General features: G+C 63.0%; 16 protein-coding genes. 9 read left to right on the top strand and 7 right to left on the bottom strand.

Annotation, left to right across the window (positions count from 1 at the left end):
• Positions 1-9: 9 nt before the first annotated feature.
• The 7 genes from SC318_RS16110 to SC318_RS16080 all read right to left on the bottom strand — a co-directional run bounded on the left by SC318_RS16110 (position 10) and on the right by SC318_RS16080 (position 7,156).
• Complete coding sequence (locus SC318_RS16110; protein ID WP_306493506.1) at positions 10-348, bottom strand: Na+/H+ antiporter subunit G; 339 nt, start codon at positions 346-348, stop codon at positions 10-12.
• A complete protein-coding gene (locus SC318_RS16105) occupies positions 345-623 on the bottom strand; it encodes a K+/H+ antiporter subunit F (protein WP_003174765.1) in 279 nt (92 codons plus the stop codon). The genes SC318_RS16110 and SC318_RS16105 overlap by 4 nt, the downstream gene beginning before the upstream one ends.
• Positions 620-1,108, bottom strand: a complete 489-nt coding sequence (locus tag SC318_RS16100; RefSeq protein WP_320427595.1) for a Na+/H+ antiporter subunit E — start codon at positions 1,106-1,108, stop codon at positions 620-622. Before SC318_RS16100 ends, SC318_RS16105 begins: the two co-directional genes overlap by 4 nt.
• The gene (locus tag SC318_RS16095) at positions 1,105-2,787 is read right to left on the bottom strand and encodes a monovalent cation/H+ antiporter subunit D (RefSeq protein WP_320427594.1); all 1,683 of its coding nucleotides are present in this window, start codon (positions 2,785-2,787) and stop codon (positions 1,105-1,107) included. Before SC318_RS16095 ends, SC318_RS16100 begins: the two co-directional genes overlap by 4 nt.
• The gene (locus tag SC318_RS16090) at positions 2,784-3,128 is read right to left on the bottom strand and encodes a Na+/H+ antiporter subunit C (protein WP_320427593.1); all 345 of its coding nucleotides are present in this window, start codon (positions 3,126-3,128) and stop codon (positions 2,784-2,786) included. The genes SC318_RS16095 and SC318_RS16090 overlap by 4 nt, the downstream gene beginning before the upstream one ends.
• Positions 3,128-6,052, bottom strand: coding sequence for a monovalent cation/H+ antiporter subunit A (locus SC318_RS16085; protein WP_320427592.1), 2,925 nt, complete (start codon positions 6,050-6,052; stop codon positions 3,128-3,130). Before SC318_RS16085 ends, SC318_RS16090 begins: the two co-directional genes overlap by 1 nt.
• A 174-nt stretch (positions 6,053-6,226) precedes the next feature.
• Complete coding sequence (locus tag SC318_RS16080) at positions 6,227-7,156, bottom strand: DMT family transporter (protein WP_320427591.1); 930 nt, start codon at positions 7,154-7,156, stop codon at positions 6,227-6,229.
• 92 nt (positions 7,157-7,248) lie between these two features.
• On the opposite strand from SC318_RS16080, the gene SC318_RS16075 reads away from it, so the two are divergent.
• The 9 genes from SC318_RS16075 (at position 7,249) to SC318_RS16035 (ending at position 15,978) form a co-directional block, all read left to right on the top strand.
• The gene (locus SC318_RS16075; protein ID WP_320427590.1) at positions 7,249-7,812 is read left to right on the top strand and encodes a type II toxin-antitoxin system RelB family anti-toxin; all 564 of its coding nucleotides are present in this window, start codon (positions 7,249-7,251) and stop codon (positions 7,810-7,812) included.
• A 155-nt stretch (positions 7,813-7,967) separates the two neighbouring features.
• The gene (locus tag SC318_RS16070; RefSeq protein ID WP_320427589.1) at positions 7,968-9,164 is read left to right on the top strand and encodes an SfnB family sulfur acquisition oxidoreductase; all 1,197 of its coding nucleotides are present in this window, start codon (positions 7,968-7,970) and stop codon (positions 9,162-9,164) included.
• 11 nt (positions 9,165-9,175) lie between these two features.
• The gene (locus SC318_RS16065) at positions 9,176-9,502 is read left to right on the top strand and encodes an acyl-CoA dehydrogenase (protein WP_320427588.1); all 327 of its coding nucleotides are present in this window, start codon (positions 9,176-9,178) and stop codon (positions 9,500-9,502) included.
• Complete coding sequence (locus SC318_RS16060) at positions 9,502-10,938, top strand: LLM class flavin-dependent oxidoreductase (protein ID WP_320427587.1); 1,437 nt, start codon at positions 9,502-9,504, stop codon at positions 10,936-10,938. Before SC318_RS16065 ends, SC318_RS16060 begins: the two co-directional genes overlap by 1 nt.
• Before the next feature lie 109 nt (positions 10,939-11,047).
• Positions 11,048-11,896 (top strand): acyl-CoA synthetase, encoded by an 849-nt coding sequence (locus SC318_RS16055; RefSeq protein WP_320427586.1) that lies wholly within the window; start codon positions 11,048-11,050, stop codon positions 11,894-11,896.
• On the top strand, positions 11,893-12,666 hold the full coding sequence (locus SC318_RS16050) for an ABC transporter ATP-binding protein (RefSeq protein WP_320427585.1): 774 nt from the start codon (positions 11,893-11,895) through the stop codon (positions 12,664-12,666). Before SC318_RS16055 ends, SC318_RS16050 begins: the two co-directional genes overlap by 4 nt.
• A 10-nt stretch (positions 12,667-12,676) precedes the next feature.
• Positions 12,677-13,558 carry a branched-chain amino acid ABC transporter permease gene (locus SC318_RS16045; RefSeq protein ID WP_320427584.1) on the top strand — a complete coding sequence of 294 codons (882 nt, stop codon included), beginning with the start codon at positions 12,677-12,679 and terminating at the stop codon, positions 13,556-13,558.
• Positions 13,559-13,562: 4 nt separating this feature from the next.
• The gene (locus SC318_RS16040) at positions 13,563-14,612 is read left to right on the top strand and encodes a branched-chain amino acid ABC transporter permease (RefSeq protein ID WP_320427583.1); all 1,050 of its coding nucleotides are present in this window, start codon (positions 13,563-13,565) and stop codon (positions 14,610-14,612) included.
• A 25-nt stretch (positions 14,613-14,637) separates the two neighbouring features.
• Complete coding sequence (locus SC318_RS16035; RefSeq protein WP_320427582.1) at positions 14,638-15,978, top strand: ABC transporter substrate-binding protein; 1,341 nt, start codon at positions 14,638-14,640, stop codon at positions 15,976-15,978.
• The last annotated feature ends 1 nt before the right edge of the window (position 15,979 follow it).

Genomic DNA, 15,979 nt, shown 5'->3' with positions numbered 1-15,979 from the left:
CATTTTAAATCAGCGGCGGCTGCTGACTTCGGCGGGTACATCGTCGCCGGCCATGCGCTTGCGGAACAGCGCGGTGCGGGCCAATAGCAGAGTGGTCACCGGCACCGTGATTGACAACAGAATCGGTATCAACCAGCCGTGCAACACTGGCCCGGATTTGAGCACCGAAAAATAGATGATCGACGCCAACGCCACGCACCAGGCGCCAATCGTCGAGGCCAGCGCCGGCGGGTGCATGCGCTGGAAGAAGTCTTTCATTCTCAGCAGTCCAATTGCTCCGATCAACGCGAACACACTGCTGAGTACCAGCAGTGCCGCAACGACAATTTCCATCCATAACGGCATCATTCGATCACCTCGCCACGCAGCAGGAATTTGGCCAGGGCAAACGAGCCCACAAAGCCGAACAGCGCAATCAGCAGCGCCGCTTCAAAGTAGGTGTCACTGGCATAGCGAATGCCCAGCACCAGCATCATCAGCATGGCCAGGATGTACAGATAGTCCAGCGCCAGTACCCGGTCCTGGGCTGACGGGCCTTTGAACAGGCGGATCAGGGTCAGCACCATGGCCACGGAAAACAGGAACAGGCTGAACAGGATCGCATTGGCGAGCAGGGCGCTCATTCGAAGATCTCCATCAGGGGCCGCTCATAGGTGGCTTTGAAGTGCTCGATAAACGGCGCTTCCTCGTCCAGGTCGAACACGTGCAGGAGCAGGATGCTGCGGTCCAGCGCCAGTTCGGACCAGATGGTGCCGGGGATCACCGTGGTGATCATCGACAGCGCCGCGAGGCCGTTGGGGCTGCGCAGGTCCAGGGGAATCTTGATAAAGCGCGAACGCGGCGCTCGTGTGCCGCAGGTCAGCACGCCCCAGGCCACTTGCAGGTTGGAAACGATGACGTCGCGGCCCACCAGCAGGAACAGGCGCAGCACCACGCCGGGACGGCGCAGGCTGATCGGTTGCGGGCGCAGCGGCGCCATCATCAGCGGTGCCAGCACACCCAGCAGCGCACCGAGCAACAGGTTGCCGGGGCTGACCGACAGGTTCAGCACCAACCACAGCATCCAGAGCGCCAGGGACAGCCAGGGGGCAGGGAACAGTCGCTTCATGGTTGCACCTCCAGCGCGGCAGCCTGGGCTTCAGGGCTCGGCACCGGCCGCGTGGCCAGCACCGCCATCACGTAATGTTCCGGGTTGTTCAGGCTGACGGCGGTGGCCTGGGCATAGCGCATCAGCGGCTCGGCCTTGAAGGTCAGCAGGATGCTCAAGCCCAGCAGGAAGAAGATGGGCACGCATTCGTAGCGGCGCAGCAACGGCGATGGGCGCTCTTGCGGGGTCCAGAAGCGCTGGATGCCGAGCCGTGCGAACGCAATCAGCGAGGCCAGGCCAGACAGGATCAGCAGCGCCACCAGGCCCCACGCTGCCGGGCGAATGGGTTCGTTCACCGCGTTGCCCAGGCCCAGCGGATTGATCAGTGCATTGAGCAGACTGAGCTTGCCGATAAACCCGGACAGCGGCGGCATGCCGATAATCAGCAGGGCGCACGCAACAAAACTCAAGCCCAGGAAGGCCATGGTCCAGGGGATCACCTGGCCGACCACGGCTTTCTGCTCATCGTCGAGGTTGACGCCGGGCCGTGGATGCAGGGACTCCATGGCCTTGGGCAGCGCGTCGATTTCTTCGTCCAGCGGCAGGTCGTTGGCCGAGCGCGAGCGTTCGATCAGTTCAGCCAGCAGGAACAGCGCGCTCAGTGCCAGGGTGGAGCTGACCAGGTAAAACAGCGCCCCGGCTGTCAGGCTCGGTTGGGCGAAACCGACGGACGACAACAGGATCCCGGCCGAAACCAGGATGCTCAGGCTCGCCATGCGTTCCAGGCGCTGCGCCGCAAGCATTGCCAGCGCTGCGCACACAATGGTGGCCATGCCGCCGTACACCAGCCAGTCACCGCCAAACAACGCCGAAGCGCCGGCCTGGCCGGAGAACAGCAACGTCCACAAGCGCAGCACGGTGTACACGCCCACCTTGGTCATGATCGCGAACATCGCCGCCACCGGCGCGCTGGCCGAAGAGTAGGCAGGCGCCAGCCAGAAATTCAGCGGCCACATACCGGCCTTGGCCAGGAACGCGGTGGCCAGGATCGCCGCACCAGCGTGCAGCAGGCCGCGATCGGCCTCCGGCACCAGCGGGATTTTCAGCGCCAGGTCAGCGAAGTTCAGCGTGCCGGTGACCCCGTAGATCATCGCCGCGCCGATCAGGAACAGCGACGATGCCAGCAGGTTGATCGCGATGTAATGCAGCCCCGACGACACCCGCGCGCGGCCGGAGCCGTGCAGCATCAAGCCGTAGGACGCCGCCAGCAGCACTTCAAAGAATACGAACAGGTTGAACAGGTCAGCGGTGAGGAAGGCCCCGTACAGGCCCATCATCTGCACCTGGAACAGCGCGTGGAAACTGGTGCCGGCACGGTCCCAACGGGCCATGGCGAACAGCAGCGCGCTGACACCGATGATCCCGGTCAGCACCAGCATCAGCGCCGACAGTTGATCCACCACCAGCACGATACCGAACGGCACTTGCCAGTTGCCCGGCAGGTACACGCCAATCGAGCCGGGGCCGCCTTTTTGCGTCCAGTACAACAGCAGGACGGCGACGCCCAACCCGAGGATGCTCGAGACCAGGTTGATTTTGGCCTTCAGCGGGCGGCGTTTCTCGCCGAGCATCAGCATCAGCGCTGCGGTCAGCAAGGGCAGCAGGATCGGCGCGACGATCAGTTGATTGACCCAATTCATTCCTTGGGCTCCCGGCCATCCACATGGTCGGTGCCGGTCAGGCCCCGGGAGGCCAGCAGCACCACCAGGAACAGCGCGGTCATGGCGAAGCTGATCACGATGGCCGTGAGCACCAGCGCCTGGGGCAGGGGGTCGGTGTAGTTGAACAGGTCCTGCGGCACGCCGTCCTTGATGATCGGCTCCTTGCCGATAAACAGGCTACCCATGCTGAAAATGAACAGGTTGACCCCGTAGGACAACAGGCACAGGCCCATCACCACCTGGAACGTCCGTGGCCGCAGGATCAACCAGACGCCGGAGGCTGCCAGGACCCCAATGGCAATTGCAATGACTTCTTCCATCAGGCGGCAGCTCCTTGTGGGTTGGCGACGGTTTTGGGCTGGTTGCTCGGTTTGTGCGCTCGCACCGACTGGTGGCCGAGGGCGGTGAGCATCAGCAGGGTCGAGCCGACGACCATGGCGTACACGCCGACATCGAAGAATAACGCGCTGGCGATATGGATATCGCCCAGCACCGGCAGGCTCAGGTGCCAGGTGTGAGTGGTGAGGAACGGGTACCCGACGAACAACGCGCCAAGCCCGGTGAGGGTCGCCGACAACAGGCCGAAGCCCATCCAGCGCATCGGCCGCAGGCTCATCTGTGCCTCGACCCACTGGGTGCCGGCCACCATGTATTGCAGGATAAACGCCACCGACATCACCAGCCCCGCGACAAAGCCGCCGCCCGGTTGGTTATGCCCGCGCATGAACAGGTAGAACGACACCACCAGCGCTATCGGCAGCAGCAGGCGCACCAGTACAGCCGGCACCATCATGTAGCCCAGGGCGGTGTCGCTGGCCTGTCGCGGGTTGACCAGGTCGGTGGCCACATCGGGCGCGAGCTGGCGCTGTTGGGGCGGCAATTCCATGCTTTCCTTCGATGGGCGGAAGCGCCGCAGCAGCGCGTATACGGTCAGCGCCACCGCGCCGAGCACGGTGATTTCGCCGAGGGTGTCGAAGCCGCGGAAGTCCACCAGCATCACGTTCACCACATTGCTGCCGCCGCCCTCGGGCAGGGCGCGGCTGAGGTAGAACGAAGAGATGTCGTTGGGCGTCTGGCGGGTCAGCATCGCGTAGGACAACAGCGCCATGCCGCCGCCCACCACGGTGGACAGCAGGAAGTCACGCAGGCGGCGGATGCGCGCCTTGCGCAGCGAGCCGGGCAGCGGCGAGACCTCTTCGATCCGGCGTGGCAGCCAGCGCAGGCCGAGCAGGATCAGCACGGTGGTCACCACTTCCACCACCAGTTGCGTCAACGCCAGGTCCGGCGCCGAGAACCATACGAAGGTAACGCAGGTCATCAGGCCGCATACGCTGACCATGGTCAGGGCTGCCAGCCGGTGGTACTTGGCCTGCCAGGCGGCGCCCAGCGCGCAGGCAATCGCCAGCAGCCACAGGGTGACGAACACGATGGAACCCGGGATCTTCGGCCGGTCGCCCCAGCTCAGGCCACTGTTGAGCATCGGGATCAGGGCGCCAATCACCGCCACGATCACCAGCAGGAACAGCTGGGTCTGCAGGCGCTTGGTGCTGATGCGTTTCTCGACGCGGCGCGCGCCGCGCATCATCAGCACCAGGCAGCGCTCGAAGCCGCGCTTGCCGTTGAAGTAGCCGATCACCGGCGGGTAGGCGAACCGGCCGCGCTTGAGTTGCTTGCGCAGCATCAGGTACAGCACCACGCCGCCGCACATGGCCACAAGGCTCATGATCAGCGGTGCATTCCAGCCGTGCCAGATCGCCAGGCTGTACTCCGGCAGCACGCCGCCCACCACGGGCAACGCGGCGGCGGCGAGGATCGAACCGACCATCTGGGCCGGGAAGATCCCCACCAACAGGCAAGTAAATACCAGCAGTTCAACCGGCGCACGCATCCAGCGCGGGGGTTCGTGGGGGGTGTGGGGCAGGTCGGTGGCCGGCGGGCCGAAGAACACGTCCACGGTAAATCGCAAGGCGTAAGCCACGCTGAAGGTACCGGCGATGGTCGCGATCACCGGTAACGTGATTTCCACCCATTTTGTCGCCGAGATAAATACCGTTTCGGCGAAAAACATCTCTTTGGACAAGAAGCCATTGAGCAACGGCACCCCGGCCATGGACGCACTGGCCACCATCGCCAGGGTCGCGGTAAACGGGATCAGGCGCACCAGCCCGCTGAGCTTGCGGATGTCCCGCGTGCCGCTTTCGTGGTCGATGATGCCCGCGGCCATGAACAGCGAAGCCTTGAAGGTAGCGTGGTTGAGAATGTGGAAGACGGCGGCAACAGCGGCCAGCGGGCTGTTAAGGCCCAGCAGCAGGGTGATCAGCCCGAGATGGCTGATGGTGGAATAGGCCAGCAGGCCCTTGAGATCGTTCTGAAACATGGCGCAGTAAGCGCCGAGGAGCAGGGTCATGGCGCCGGCACCGCCGACGATCCAGAACCATTCTTCGCTGCCGGACAGCGACGGCCACAGGCGGGCCAGCAGGAACACGCCGGCCTTCACCATCGTCGCCGAGTGCAGATAGGCCGAAACCGGCGTGGGCGCCGCCATGGCGTGGGGCAGCCAGAAATGGAACGGGAACTGTGCGCTTTTGCTCAAGGCGCCGATCAGCACCAGGGCCAGCATCACCGGGTACAGCGAATGCGCGCGAATTTGATCGCCGGCCGCCAGCACCTGGTCCAGGTCATAGCTACCGACGATGTGCCCGAGCAACATCACCCCAGCCAGCAGGCACAAGCCGCCTGCACCAGTGACCATCAACGCCATGTAGGCACCGCGCCTGGCATCGGCGCGGTGGTGCCAGTAACCGATCAGCAGGAACGAGAACAGGCTGGTCAGTTCCCAGAAAAACACGATCTGCACCAGGTTGCCGGAAATCACCAGGCCGAGCATGGCGCCCATGAAGGCCAGGAAAAACGCAAAGAAACGCGGCACCGGGTCGTCGGGCGACATGTAGTAACGCGCATACAGCGACACCAGCGTGCCGATGCCCAGCACCAGCATCGAGAACAGCCAGGCGAAGCCATCCATGCGCAGCACGAAATTCAGGCCGAGGCTGGGCAACCACATGAATTCTTCACGGATCACGCCACCGTGGGCGATCTGGGGGTAGAGCAGGGCGACTTGTACGGTGCCGACCAGGGCCACCAGGCCAGCCAGCAGGGATTCAGTGTTACGAGCGTTGTGCGGCAGCAAGGCCGCCAGACAGCTGCCAATGAATGGCAGAAGCAGTAGAACTATCAGGGACATAGGCTTCTAATCTGCGGGAGTTTGGGATGCATCATACGTGCCGCTTTGTCGATCACCAAACGGCAACATGTGGCAGGATCCTACGGATGCAGTAGAAAACAGCTACAAGCGGCAAGCTGCAAGAGAATAGCCGACAGCGTATTTCTTGCAGCTTGTAGCTTGCAGCTCAAAACATCACCCCAGACTTTCCGGTTCAACTTCGACCTTGGCATCGATCACTTTCGAGCTGCTTCTCTTCATCTCACTCACAATCACCGCCAGCACAATCAACACCGCCCCCAGCATCGCAACCGGCGGGAATCGCTCGCCGGCCAGTCGCCCCACCACGCCAGCCCACACCGGCTCACCGGCGTAGATCAAGGTGGCACGGGTCGGCGACACACTCTGCTGTGCCCAGTTCATTGCCACCTGGATCACCGCGCTGGTCAAGCCCAGGCCCACGGCACTGAACAGCAGCAGCCACGAAAAGCCCGGCAACGCCTCACCCATCGGCACCACCATCAGGAACGACAGCACTGACGCCGTGGCCAGTTGCACCACGGTCACGCGTCGCACGTCCACCTGGCCGGCAAACGCGCTGATCATAATGATTTCGGCGGCAATCGCCACGGCACTGATCAGCGTAGCGATTTCACCGGGACTGAAATTCAGTGATGCACCGGTCGGGCCAGTCAACAGCATCAACCCGGCAAACGCCAGCATGATGCCGAGGCTCGGCATCAACCCTGGGCGTCGACCCAGCACCAGCCACTGCAACAACGGCACGAACGGCACATAGAGCGCAGTGATGAACGCCGACTGGCTGCTCAGAATCGTCTGCAGGCCAATGGTCTGCAAGCCGTAGCCGAACATGATCGCCACGCCGATGAACACCCCGGCCTTCAACTCCAGCAAGGTCAGGTCGCGCAGGGTGCGCAGGGAAAAAAAGCCGACCACAATGGCTGCCGCCGCAAAGCGCAGGCCCACGAAAAACATCGGGCCGCTCACGGTCATGGCGTGGTGCACCAGCAGAAAGGTGCCGCCCCAGATCATGGTGATGACGACCAGGATGCATTCGGCTTTGCTCAAGCGATTGAAACGCGAAGGGGAGTTCGGGGCAGTCATGGCGGCTCGGTCTTGCAAGGGAAGGGCACGGACCGCACAATGCGCCGCACGCTGGGCAGTATACTGCGCACACCTACCCATTGAGCAATATAGTGCACAAAGAAAATCCACAACGGGCTTCGGTCCTGCAGCACGTCAGCCAGAACGTGCGTCGCCTGCGCCATGCCGCCGACCTGAGCCAGACCGCGCTTTCGGAAAAGTCCGGGGTCAGCCGGCGCATGCTGGTGGCCATCGAGGCCGGCGAAAAGAACGTCAGCCTGTCGACCCTCGACCGCGTGGCCGAAGCGCTGGATGTCGCCTTCAGCGATTTGATCCAGGCGCCGGATGCCGGCGACCACAGCCGCATCAACGAACTGGCCTGGGCCGGTGATATCCCCGGCAGCAAAGCGGTGTTGCTGGCCAAGGCCACTGCGCGGCGTGAAGTCGAGCTGTGGGAGATGCACCTGGCACCGGGCGACCGTTACAGCCCGGACCCCGACCCGGACGGCTGGAGCGTGCAGCTGTTCGTGTTTGAAGGTTGCCTCACGCTGTTGGTGGGCGAAGAGGAAAAGCGCGTCGCCGCCGGTGAGTTCTATATGTTTGCCAGTCTTCACGTGCACGGCTATCGCAATGATGGCGACGTGACAGTGCGCTTTGTACGCAACGTGGTGATCTAACTGTTCGCTCGGCAACAGCGGATGGACACTTTGCTGGTATGACAGCCCTCGTGGGACCTTCGTTAATCCATAACCATTTGATTTAAATCATTATTTAATTCAGGCACGACTTCTGCAAAGGCTCTTTTATTCCTTAGCAGCCTGGAAGTCGGCCCATGTCAGCCCACCCTCAATACCCTGCTCACATCATTCGCTCGGATGCCGAAGCCATCGAAGTTGCCACGCGACTGGCCGCCCGTTTCGCCGTTGAGGCGAGTGAGCGTGACCGTGAGCGACGCCTGCCCATCGCCGAGCTCGACGAGTTTTCCGCCAGTGGTCTGTGGGGCATCACCATTCCCAAGGCCTATGGCGGCGCCGAGGTGTCTTATGTGACGGTGGCCGAGGTGATCAAGTTGATCTCCGCCGCTGATCCGTCACTGGGGCAGATCCCGCAGAACCACCTCGGCGTGGTGGATATCCTCTTGCAAACCGCCACCGAGGAGCAAAAACGCCATTACTTCGGCAAGGTGTTGGCGGGCTATCGCTTCGGCAACGCCTTTTCCGAAGCCAAGAGCAAAAACGCCGGCACCTTCGACACCCAGATTCGCGTGGAGGGCGACGTTGCCCGCATTGACGGCGAGAAGTTCTACTGCACCGGCGCGCTGTTCGCGCATATCGTGCCGACCGTCGGCAATAACGAGCATGGTCAGGCGTTGATTGCCTTTGTCGAGCGCGATGCCCCCGGGCTCAGTGTGATCGACAGCTGGGACGGCTTCGGCCAACGCACGACGGCCAGTGGCGGCGTGACCCTTGACGGTGTGACCGTACCCTCGAGTGCGGTGATTCCCGCGCACCAGGCGTTTGATCAACCCACCGCCAACGGTCCGATTTCGCAGATCATTCAGGCGGCGGTCGACACCGGCATTGCCCTCGGTGCCCTTGAGCAGGCCAAGCTCCATGCGCGCCAAGCGCGGCCCTGGATCGACAGCCAGCAGGAGCATGGCTGGCAAGACCCGTTCACCATCGCCGCTATCGGCGACCTGGAATGGCGCGTGCACGGCACCGAAGCGATTCTCGCCAAGGCCGGCAGAGCGATCGACCTGGCCCTCGCCGAACCGACTGAAGACACCGTCGCCAATGCCTCGCTGATCGTTGCCCAGGCCAAGGTGCTGTCCGCCGAAACGGCCTTGCTCGCCAGCAGCAAGCTCTTCGAGTTGGCCGGCACGCGCTCGGTCACGGGCAAGCACAACCTCGACCGTTTCTGGCGTAACGCCCGCACCCACACCCTGCACGACCCGGCTCGCTGGAAGTACCACCTGATCGGCAACTTCGTACTCAACGGCGTGAAACCCGCGCGCCACGCCTGGAACTGAGGACACAACCAATGACTGCACTGAACCAGGCACGCCAACTGCTGGAAACCACCCGCCGCTTTGTCGAGCGCAGCGATGACCCGTATGTGATCAGCCGCTTCGGCGATCTGCAGATTCGTGTCGACGTGGCCGCCGCGCTGTTCGAGCGTGCCGAAACCGACCCCAGCCCGGTGGCCACCACCGAAGCCCAGATCGCTGCGGCTCAGGCCCTGATCGCCGCCAGCGATGCTGAATTCGAACTGACCGGCCAACGCACCGCGCTGCCGTCGTCGCTCGATGACCCGTTGCGCTGGAAGTACCAGATCGTTGGCAACTACCACCTCAACGGAGTGCTGTGATGTCCCGTCAAATCCGCTTGAACGCCTTCGACATGAATTGCGTCGGCCACCAATCCCCGGGGTTGTGGGCGCATCCGCGGGACCGTTCCTGGCAGTACAAGGACCTGGAATACTGGACCGACCTGGCCAAAATCCTCGAGCGCGGCAAGTTCGACGGGCTGTTTATCGCCGATGTGCTGGGTATCTACGACGTTTACAACGGCAATGGCGAGGCGGCGATCCGCCAGGCGGCGCAAGTGCCGGTCAACGATCCGTTGTCGCTGATCGCGCCAATGGCCCTGGTCACCGAGCACCTGGGGTTTGGCCTGACGGCGTCGCTGTCGTTCGAACATCCGTATCCGTTCGCCCGCAGGCTTTCCACCCTGGATCACCTGACCAAGGGCCGTGTCGGTTGGAATATCGTCACGTCCTACCTGGAAAGCGGCGCCAAGAACCTCGGCCAGAAGGCCCAGACCGAACACGACGCACGTTACGACTACGCCGAGGAATACCTGGAAGTTTGCTACAAACTCTGGGAAGGCAGCTGGGAAGAGGGCGCGGTGTTGCGTGACCGCGAGCGCCGAATTTTCAGCGACCCGAGCAAGATCCACGAGATTCGCCATGTAGGCAAACACTTCCAGGTGCCCGGCATTCACCTGTGCGAACCCTCACCGCAGCGTACACCGGTGCTCTACCAGGCAGGGGCCTCCAGCCGTGGCAAGCAATTCGCCGCCGAACAGGCCGAGTGCGTGTTCGTCGCCGCGCCATCCAAGGTCCTGCTGAAAAAGACCGTGGCCGACATACGTCGGCGCGCAGCCGAGGCGGGGCGTGACCCGCGCAAAATCCTGATTTTCAACCTGCAGACAGTCATCGTCGCCCAGACCGATGCGCAGGCCAAGGCCAAGTTCGATGAATACAAATCCTATGTCAGCTATGAAGGCGCGATGGCGCTGATCTCTGGCTGGACCGGTATCGATTTCAGCCATTTCAAGCCGGATGAACCGCTCAAGCATGTGCACACCAACGCCATTCAATCGGCGGTGGAAGCCTTCTCCACGGCGGACCCGAACAAGGTCTGGACGCCGAACGAGCTGGCCGATTGGGTCGGCATCGGTGGCTTTGGCCCGCTGTTTGTCGGCGGTCCGCAGACGGTGGCGGATCTGCTGCAGGAATGGGTGGAGGACACCGATGTGGACGGCTTCAACCTGGCCTATGCGCTGACTCACGAAACTTTTGTCGACGCAGTGGAGTGGCTGGTGCCGGAGTTGCAGAAGCGGGGGGTGTACAAGACCGAATACGCCCAGGGTACCTTGCGTGAGAAGTTGTTTGGCGACGGTGCGCGGCTCGGTCCGGACCATCCGGGCGCCAGCTATCGCAACTTGGCAGCTTCACACAAGACCCCTGTGGGAGGGGGCTTGCCCCCGATAGCGGAGGGGCAGCAATTGATCGGTGCCTGACACACCGCCATCGGGGGCAAGCCCCCTCCCACATTTTGATCTTCAGCGTTTGACTTATTTCAGCCAGCGGACCACCGCACGCCCACCACCCAATAGGAGCATCACCCCTATGAGCGTGCCCGACCCCCAAGCCGCCCTGGAACGCCTGCACCACTGGGCACAACTCACCCCGCTGCAGATTGCCTTGCGGCACAAGCGCCAAGGGCAATGGCACGCCTGGCGCTGGATCGACGTGTTGCGCGACGTCGAACGCCTTGCTGACGGTTTACGCCAGCAGGGCTACAACGAGCAGTCGCGGCTGGCGCTCAGCGGCGCGTTTGAGCCGAACCTGCTGTTGCTGGCGCTGGCAGCCGAGTCGGTGGGCGGGCAGGTGCTCACGCTGCCTGACAGCCTGGCGCCCCAGGCCTTGCAACAACAGTTATGGCGCATTCGTCCCAGCCACGCCTACGTACAGGGCCGCCAGCCGGATTGGGAATTTACTCAACGCCTGGATTTCGCCCAGCTATTGGGCGCTGTGGACCCCGCGCAGCACATCAGCCGCTGGTGGCATCCCAGCGGCGAAACCACGCTGTGGAGCGAGGAGGGCACCCACTGGCAAGGTGGCCTTGCGGTTGTGCTGCAGCAATGGCTCAACAGCGGCCACGGCCTGGCCTTCCCGGAAAGCCCGGCCTCGGCGCGGCGCGATCGCAGCGAAGTCGCCCCCACCGGCCTGCTGCTGTCGCCCGAAGCTTTGCAGCGCCTGGCCGACGACATCGAAAGCCGCCTCGCCCCTCACGGCACCTGGCGCCGACGCCTGTGTGACTGGGCCATCGCCCACCCCCAAAGCGGCCTGCGCCGGTTGCTGAAAAATCGTGTGCGCAGGCTGCTGGGTTTTCAGCGTCTGGCCTATATCTGGCAGCCGCTCAAATCCACTGCTGAGCCGACGTGGCTTGCCGAATTCAAACGGAAAAGTGCATGAGCCAGGCCATCCTTCAGGTGCGGGACGTTTCGCTGTCGTTCAAGGGCGTCAAGGCGATCAATGCGTTGTCGTTCGAGGTGCGGCGCGGTGAGATCTGCGCGTTGATCGGCCCTAACGGCGCCGGCAAAAGCTCGCTGCTCAACGTGCTCAATGGTGTGTACCGCTTCGATGCCGGTGAGATCGTGTTCCAGGCGCAGCACTTTCATCGTATCGACCCGCTGGGCGCCGCCCGCCGAGGTATTGGTCGTACGTTCCAGAACAATGCGCTGTTCAAGAAAATGAGCGTGCTGGACAACATTCTCACCGGCCTGTCGCGGCATATGCGCAGCACCTTCATCGAACAGGCCCTCGGCTTGCCGCGCGCACGGCAAGAAGCCGCCGCGTTTCGCCAGCGGGCCCAGGGCATCCTGGAATTTCTCGAGTTGCAGGCCCATCGCGAGGTGCTGGTGGGCAACCTGTCCTATGGCCTGCAAAAGCGCGTGGAACTGGGGCGGGCGCTGGTCGCCGGGCCCAGCCTGTTGTTGCTCGATGAGCCTATGGCCGGGATGAACGCCGAGGAAAAACAGGAAATGGCGCGCTTTGTCGCCGACGTGAATCGCGACCTGGGCACCACCGTGGTGTTGATCGAGCACGACATGGGCGTGGTCATGGGCTTGTCCGACCATGTGGTGGTACTCGATTACGGGCGCAAGGTCGGCGACGGTTCGCCTGCCGAGGTGCAAGCCAATCCCGAGGTGATCGCGGCCTACCTGGGCGTGGCGCAACCATGAGTATTCAAGCATGACCTTCTTCTTCGAAACCCTGCTCGGCGGCCTGCTCGCCGGCACCATGTATTCCCTGGTCGCCATCGGTTTTGTGCTGATCTACAAGGCCAGCGGCGTGTTCAACTTTGCCCAGGGCGCGATGCTGCTGTTTGCCGCGCTGACGTTCGTCAGCCTGCACGACCAGGGCGTGCCGTTTGCCCTGGCGTTGTTGCTGACGGTGATCGTGATGATCGTCGGCGCCTTGCTCATCGAGCGCCTGGTGTTGCGGCCGCTGGTGAATCGTTCGCAGATCACCCTGTTCATGGCTACCCTCGGCCTGTCCTTCATTATCGAGGGCCTGGCGCAGGGCCTGATGGGGTCGCAGGTGCGTGCACTGGACCTGGGCATCGATGATGTGCCGCTGTTTATCGGGCCGCTGATGCTCAGCCAGTTCGACCTGATCGCCGCGGCCGCGGCCGTGGTACTGGTGACGGTACTTGCGCTGCTGTTCAACAAGACCCGTATCGGCCTGTCGCTGCGTGCGGTGGCGGATGACACCACGGCGGCGCTGTCCATCGGCATCAACCTCAACCGGATCTGGCAGATCGTCTGGGCAGTGGCCGGGATTGTCGGGCTGGTAGCGGGGCTGTTGTGGGGCGCGCGCCAGGGTGTGCAGTTCTCGTTGTCACTGGTGGTGCTCAAGGCTTTGCCGGTGCTGATCATCGGTGGTTTCACCTCGATTGGCGGGGCCATTGTCGGCGGGCTGATCGTCGGTGCGGCGGAGAACCTCGCCGAGGTGTACATCGGCCCGTTGATTGGCGGCGGCATCACGCCGTGGTTCGCCTATGTATTGGCCCTGGCCTTCCTGTATATCCGTCCCGCCGGCCTGTTTGGCGAGCGCGCCATCGAGCGAGTCTGAAACCATGTCGACCTCCGTTGCACACCACACTGCGCCGCTGCTGCTGACCACCCGGCGTGTGCCCTGGGGCCTGATCGCCTGGCTGGCGCTGGCGTTTATCGCGGTACCGCTGTGGGGCGATGATTATTGGCTCAATGCGATCCTGATTCCATTTTTGGTGCTGTCACTGGCCGGCCTGGGCCTGAACCTGCTCACCGGTTACACCGGGCAGACGTCGGTCGGCGCGGCAGGTTTCATGGCGGTGGGCGCCTTTGCTACCTACGGATTCCTGCTGCGCCTGCCGGAGTTGGGCTTGCCGGTAGCGTTGCTCGGTGGTGGGGTTATCAGCGCGCTGGTGGGCCTGTTGTTCGGTCTGCCCAGCTCGCGGATCAAGGGTTTCTACCTGATGGTCACCACGTTGGCGGCGCAGTTTTTCCTCGAGTGGCTGTTCGTCAAATTCCCCTGGTTCTACAACTATGGCTCTTCCGGGACCATTTCCGCGCCGCAACTGACGCTGTTGGGTCACGACCTCAACACCCCGCTGGGCCGCTACTGGCTGACCCTGGTCACGGTGCTGCTATTGACCTGGACCGCCGTCAACCTGGTGCGCAGCCAGGTCGGGCGCAACTGGATGGCGATCCGCGACATGGACACCGCCGCGGCCGTGGTCGGCATCCCCGTGGTGCGTTACAAGCGCCTGGCGTTTGCGATCAGCTCGTTCTACCTGGGCATCGCCGGCGCGCTGTGGGCCTTCGCCTACCTGGGCACGGCCAGCGCCAGCAGTTTCGATATCAACCGCTCGTTCCAGATCCTGTTCATCATCATTATCGGTGGCATGGGCAGCATCGCCGGCAACTTTGTCGGCGCGGCGTTCATCAGCCTGCTGCCGATCCTGCTCAGCCACGCCGGGCAGGCGCTGTTCGGCGGCGCGGTGGATGCGGGGCAGTTGCAGAACCTGCAGAAAATCATTTTTGGCGCATTGATCATCGTGTTCCTGATCAAGGAACCCGAGGGCTTGATTCGCCTGTTGCACAACCTGCGTGACCGTCTGCGGCAGTGGCCGCTGCGCTTCTAACCTTCCTTCCCTCAAGAGAATCTCCATGCGTGCATCCGTGAAACGTTCCCTGGTCGGTACTGCATTCGCACTGGCGGCGCTGGCCGGCGCTGTGCCCCAGGCCAGCGCCTCGTCCGATCAGCAATTCATTCCCCTGGCCACCTACCGTGTCGGCGCCTACGCCTCCAGCGGCGTGCAGGTGTGGGCCGGGATGATCGACTACCTGCGCTATATCAATGAGGTCGAAGGCGGCATCAACGGCGTGAAGCTGGTGTGGCAGGAATGCGAGACCGAATGGACGGCAGAGAAGGGCATCGAGTGCTACGAGCGCTTCAAGAACGGCCTGGATGGCGCGCCGGTCGCGGTGTACCAGCCCAACGGCGCACCGGCTGCCTACGCCCTCAGCGAAAGAGCTGAAGTGGACAAGATCCCGCTGATCACCCTCGGTTACGGTCGTACCGAAGCCACCGACGGTACGGTGTTTCCGTACAACTTCCCGGTGATGCTGACTTTCTACAGTGAAGCCTCGACCCTGGTGAACTACATCGCCGAGCGCGAAGGCGGCTTCGACAAACTCAAGGGCAAGAAAATCGCCACGGTTTATCACGACTCGGCCTACGGTCGCGAAACCCTCGGTCCGCTGAAGCTGCTGGCCGAAAAGTACGGCTTTGAAAATATCCAGATTCCGGTGGCCGACCCCGGCAACGAGCAATCGGCGCAATGGCGCCAGGTACGCCAGGCCAATCCGGACTGGGTATTCCTGCGCACCTGGGGCGTGTCGACCCCGGTGGCGGTGAAGACTGCGGCGCGCTTCGGCTTCCCGGTGGACCATATCATCGGCGATATCTGGGCCAGCTCCAGCGAAGACGTATTACCCGCCGGTGCCGCCGCCAAGGGCTACCTGGCGCTCACGCCCTACCCGGCGGGCAGCGACTTCGAGATCCACAAACGCCTCAAACAGTACGTGCTCGACAAGGGCCACAGTGACCTCAAGGACCTGAAAAACTTCGGCAGCGTTTACTACAACTCAGGCCTGGTGAACGCCGCTGTGGCGGTGGAGGCGATCCGCACCGCCCAGGCCAAATTCGGTAAGCGCCCGCTCAATGGCGAAGAAGGCCGCTGGGGTCTGGAACACTTGAACATCGACGATGCGCGGCTCAAGGACATGGGCTACCTGGGCCTGATGCAGAACCTCAAGCTGTCCTGCCGCGACCACGAAGGCGGCGGCTCGGCGCGGGTGCAGCAGTGGGACGGCGCCAACTGGGCGCTGATCAGTGACTGGATCGCCGCCGACCGTGCGCTGCTGCGCCCGCTGATCGATGAAAAATCTGCCGCGTTCGCCAAGGAAAAACACCTCACGCCACGCACCTGCACCGGGGATGAATAAA

The organism is Pseudomonas sp. MUP55, from assembly GCF_034043515.1.
GTDB lineage: Bacteria > Pseudomonadota > Gammaproteobacteria > Pseudomonadales > Pseudomonadaceae > Aquipseudomonas.
Note: the sequence above shows the minus strand (reverse complement) of the source record. Positions and strands in the feature narration are given on the sequence as shown.

Excerpts from the sequence above, each read along its gene's own strand:
- SC318_RS16090 (WP_320427593.1), bottom strand. The coding sequence starts at position 3,128 with ATGGAAGAAGTCATTGCAATTGCCATTGGGGTCCTGGCAGCCTCCGGC.
- SC318_RS16035 (WP_320427582.1), top strand. The coding sequence starts at position 14,638 with ATGCGTGCATCCGTGAAACGTTCCCTGGTCGGTACTGCATTCGCACTG.
- SC318_RS16060 (WP_320427587.1), top strand. The coding sequence starts at position 9,502 with ATGTCCCGTCAAATCCGCTTGAACGCCTTCGACATGAATTGCGTCGGC.
- SC318_RS16110 (WP_306493506.1), bottom strand. The coding sequence starts at position 348 with ATGATGCCGTTATGGATGGAAATTGTCGTTGCGGCACTGCTGGTACTC.
- SC318_RS16070 (WP_320427589.1), top strand. The coding sequence starts at position 7,968 with ATGTCAGCCCACCCTCAATACCCTGCTCACATCATTCGCTCGGATGCC.
- SC318_RS16080 (WP_320427591.1), bottom strand. The coding sequence starts at position 7,156 with ATGACTGCCCCGAACTCCCCTTCGCGTTTCAATCGCTTGAGCAAAGCC.
- SC318_RS16050 (WP_320427585.1), top strand. The coding sequence starts at position 11,893 with ATGAGCCAGGCCATCCTTCAGGTGCGGGACGTTTCGCTGTCGTTCAAG.
- SC318_RS16085 (WP_320427592.1), bottom strand. The coding sequence starts at position 6,052 with ATGTCCCTGATAGTTCTACTGCTTCTGCCATTCATTGGCAGCTGTCTG.
- SC318_RS16065 (WP_320427588.1), top strand. The coding sequence starts at position 9,176 with ATGACTGCACTGAACCAGGCACGCCAACTGCTGGAAACCACCCGCCGC.
- SC318_RS16045 (WP_320427584.1), top strand. The coding sequence starts at position 12,677 with ATGACCTTCTTCTTCGAAACCCTGCTCGGCGGCCTGCTCGCCGGCACC.
- SC318_RS16040 (WP_320427583.1), top strand. The coding sequence starts at position 13,563 with ATGTCGACCTCCGTTGCACACCACACTGCGCCGCTGCTGCTGACCACC.
- SC318_RS16105 (WP_003174765.1), bottom strand. The coding sequence starts at position 623 with ATGAGCGCCCTGCTCGCCAATGCGATCCTGTTCAGCCTGTTCCTGTTT.
- SC318_RS16095 (WP_320427594.1), bottom strand. The coding sequence starts at position 2,787 with ATGAATTGGGTCAATCAACTGATCGTCGCGCCGATCCTGCTGCCCTTG.
- SC318_RS16055 (WP_320427586.1), top strand. The coding sequence starts at position 11,048 with ATGAGCGTGCCCGACCCCCAAGCCGCCCTGGAACGCCTGCACCACTGG.
- SC318_RS16100 (WP_320427595.1), bottom strand. The coding sequence starts at position 1,108 with ATGAAGCGACTGTTCCCTGCCCCCTGGCTGTCCCTGGCGCTCTGGATG.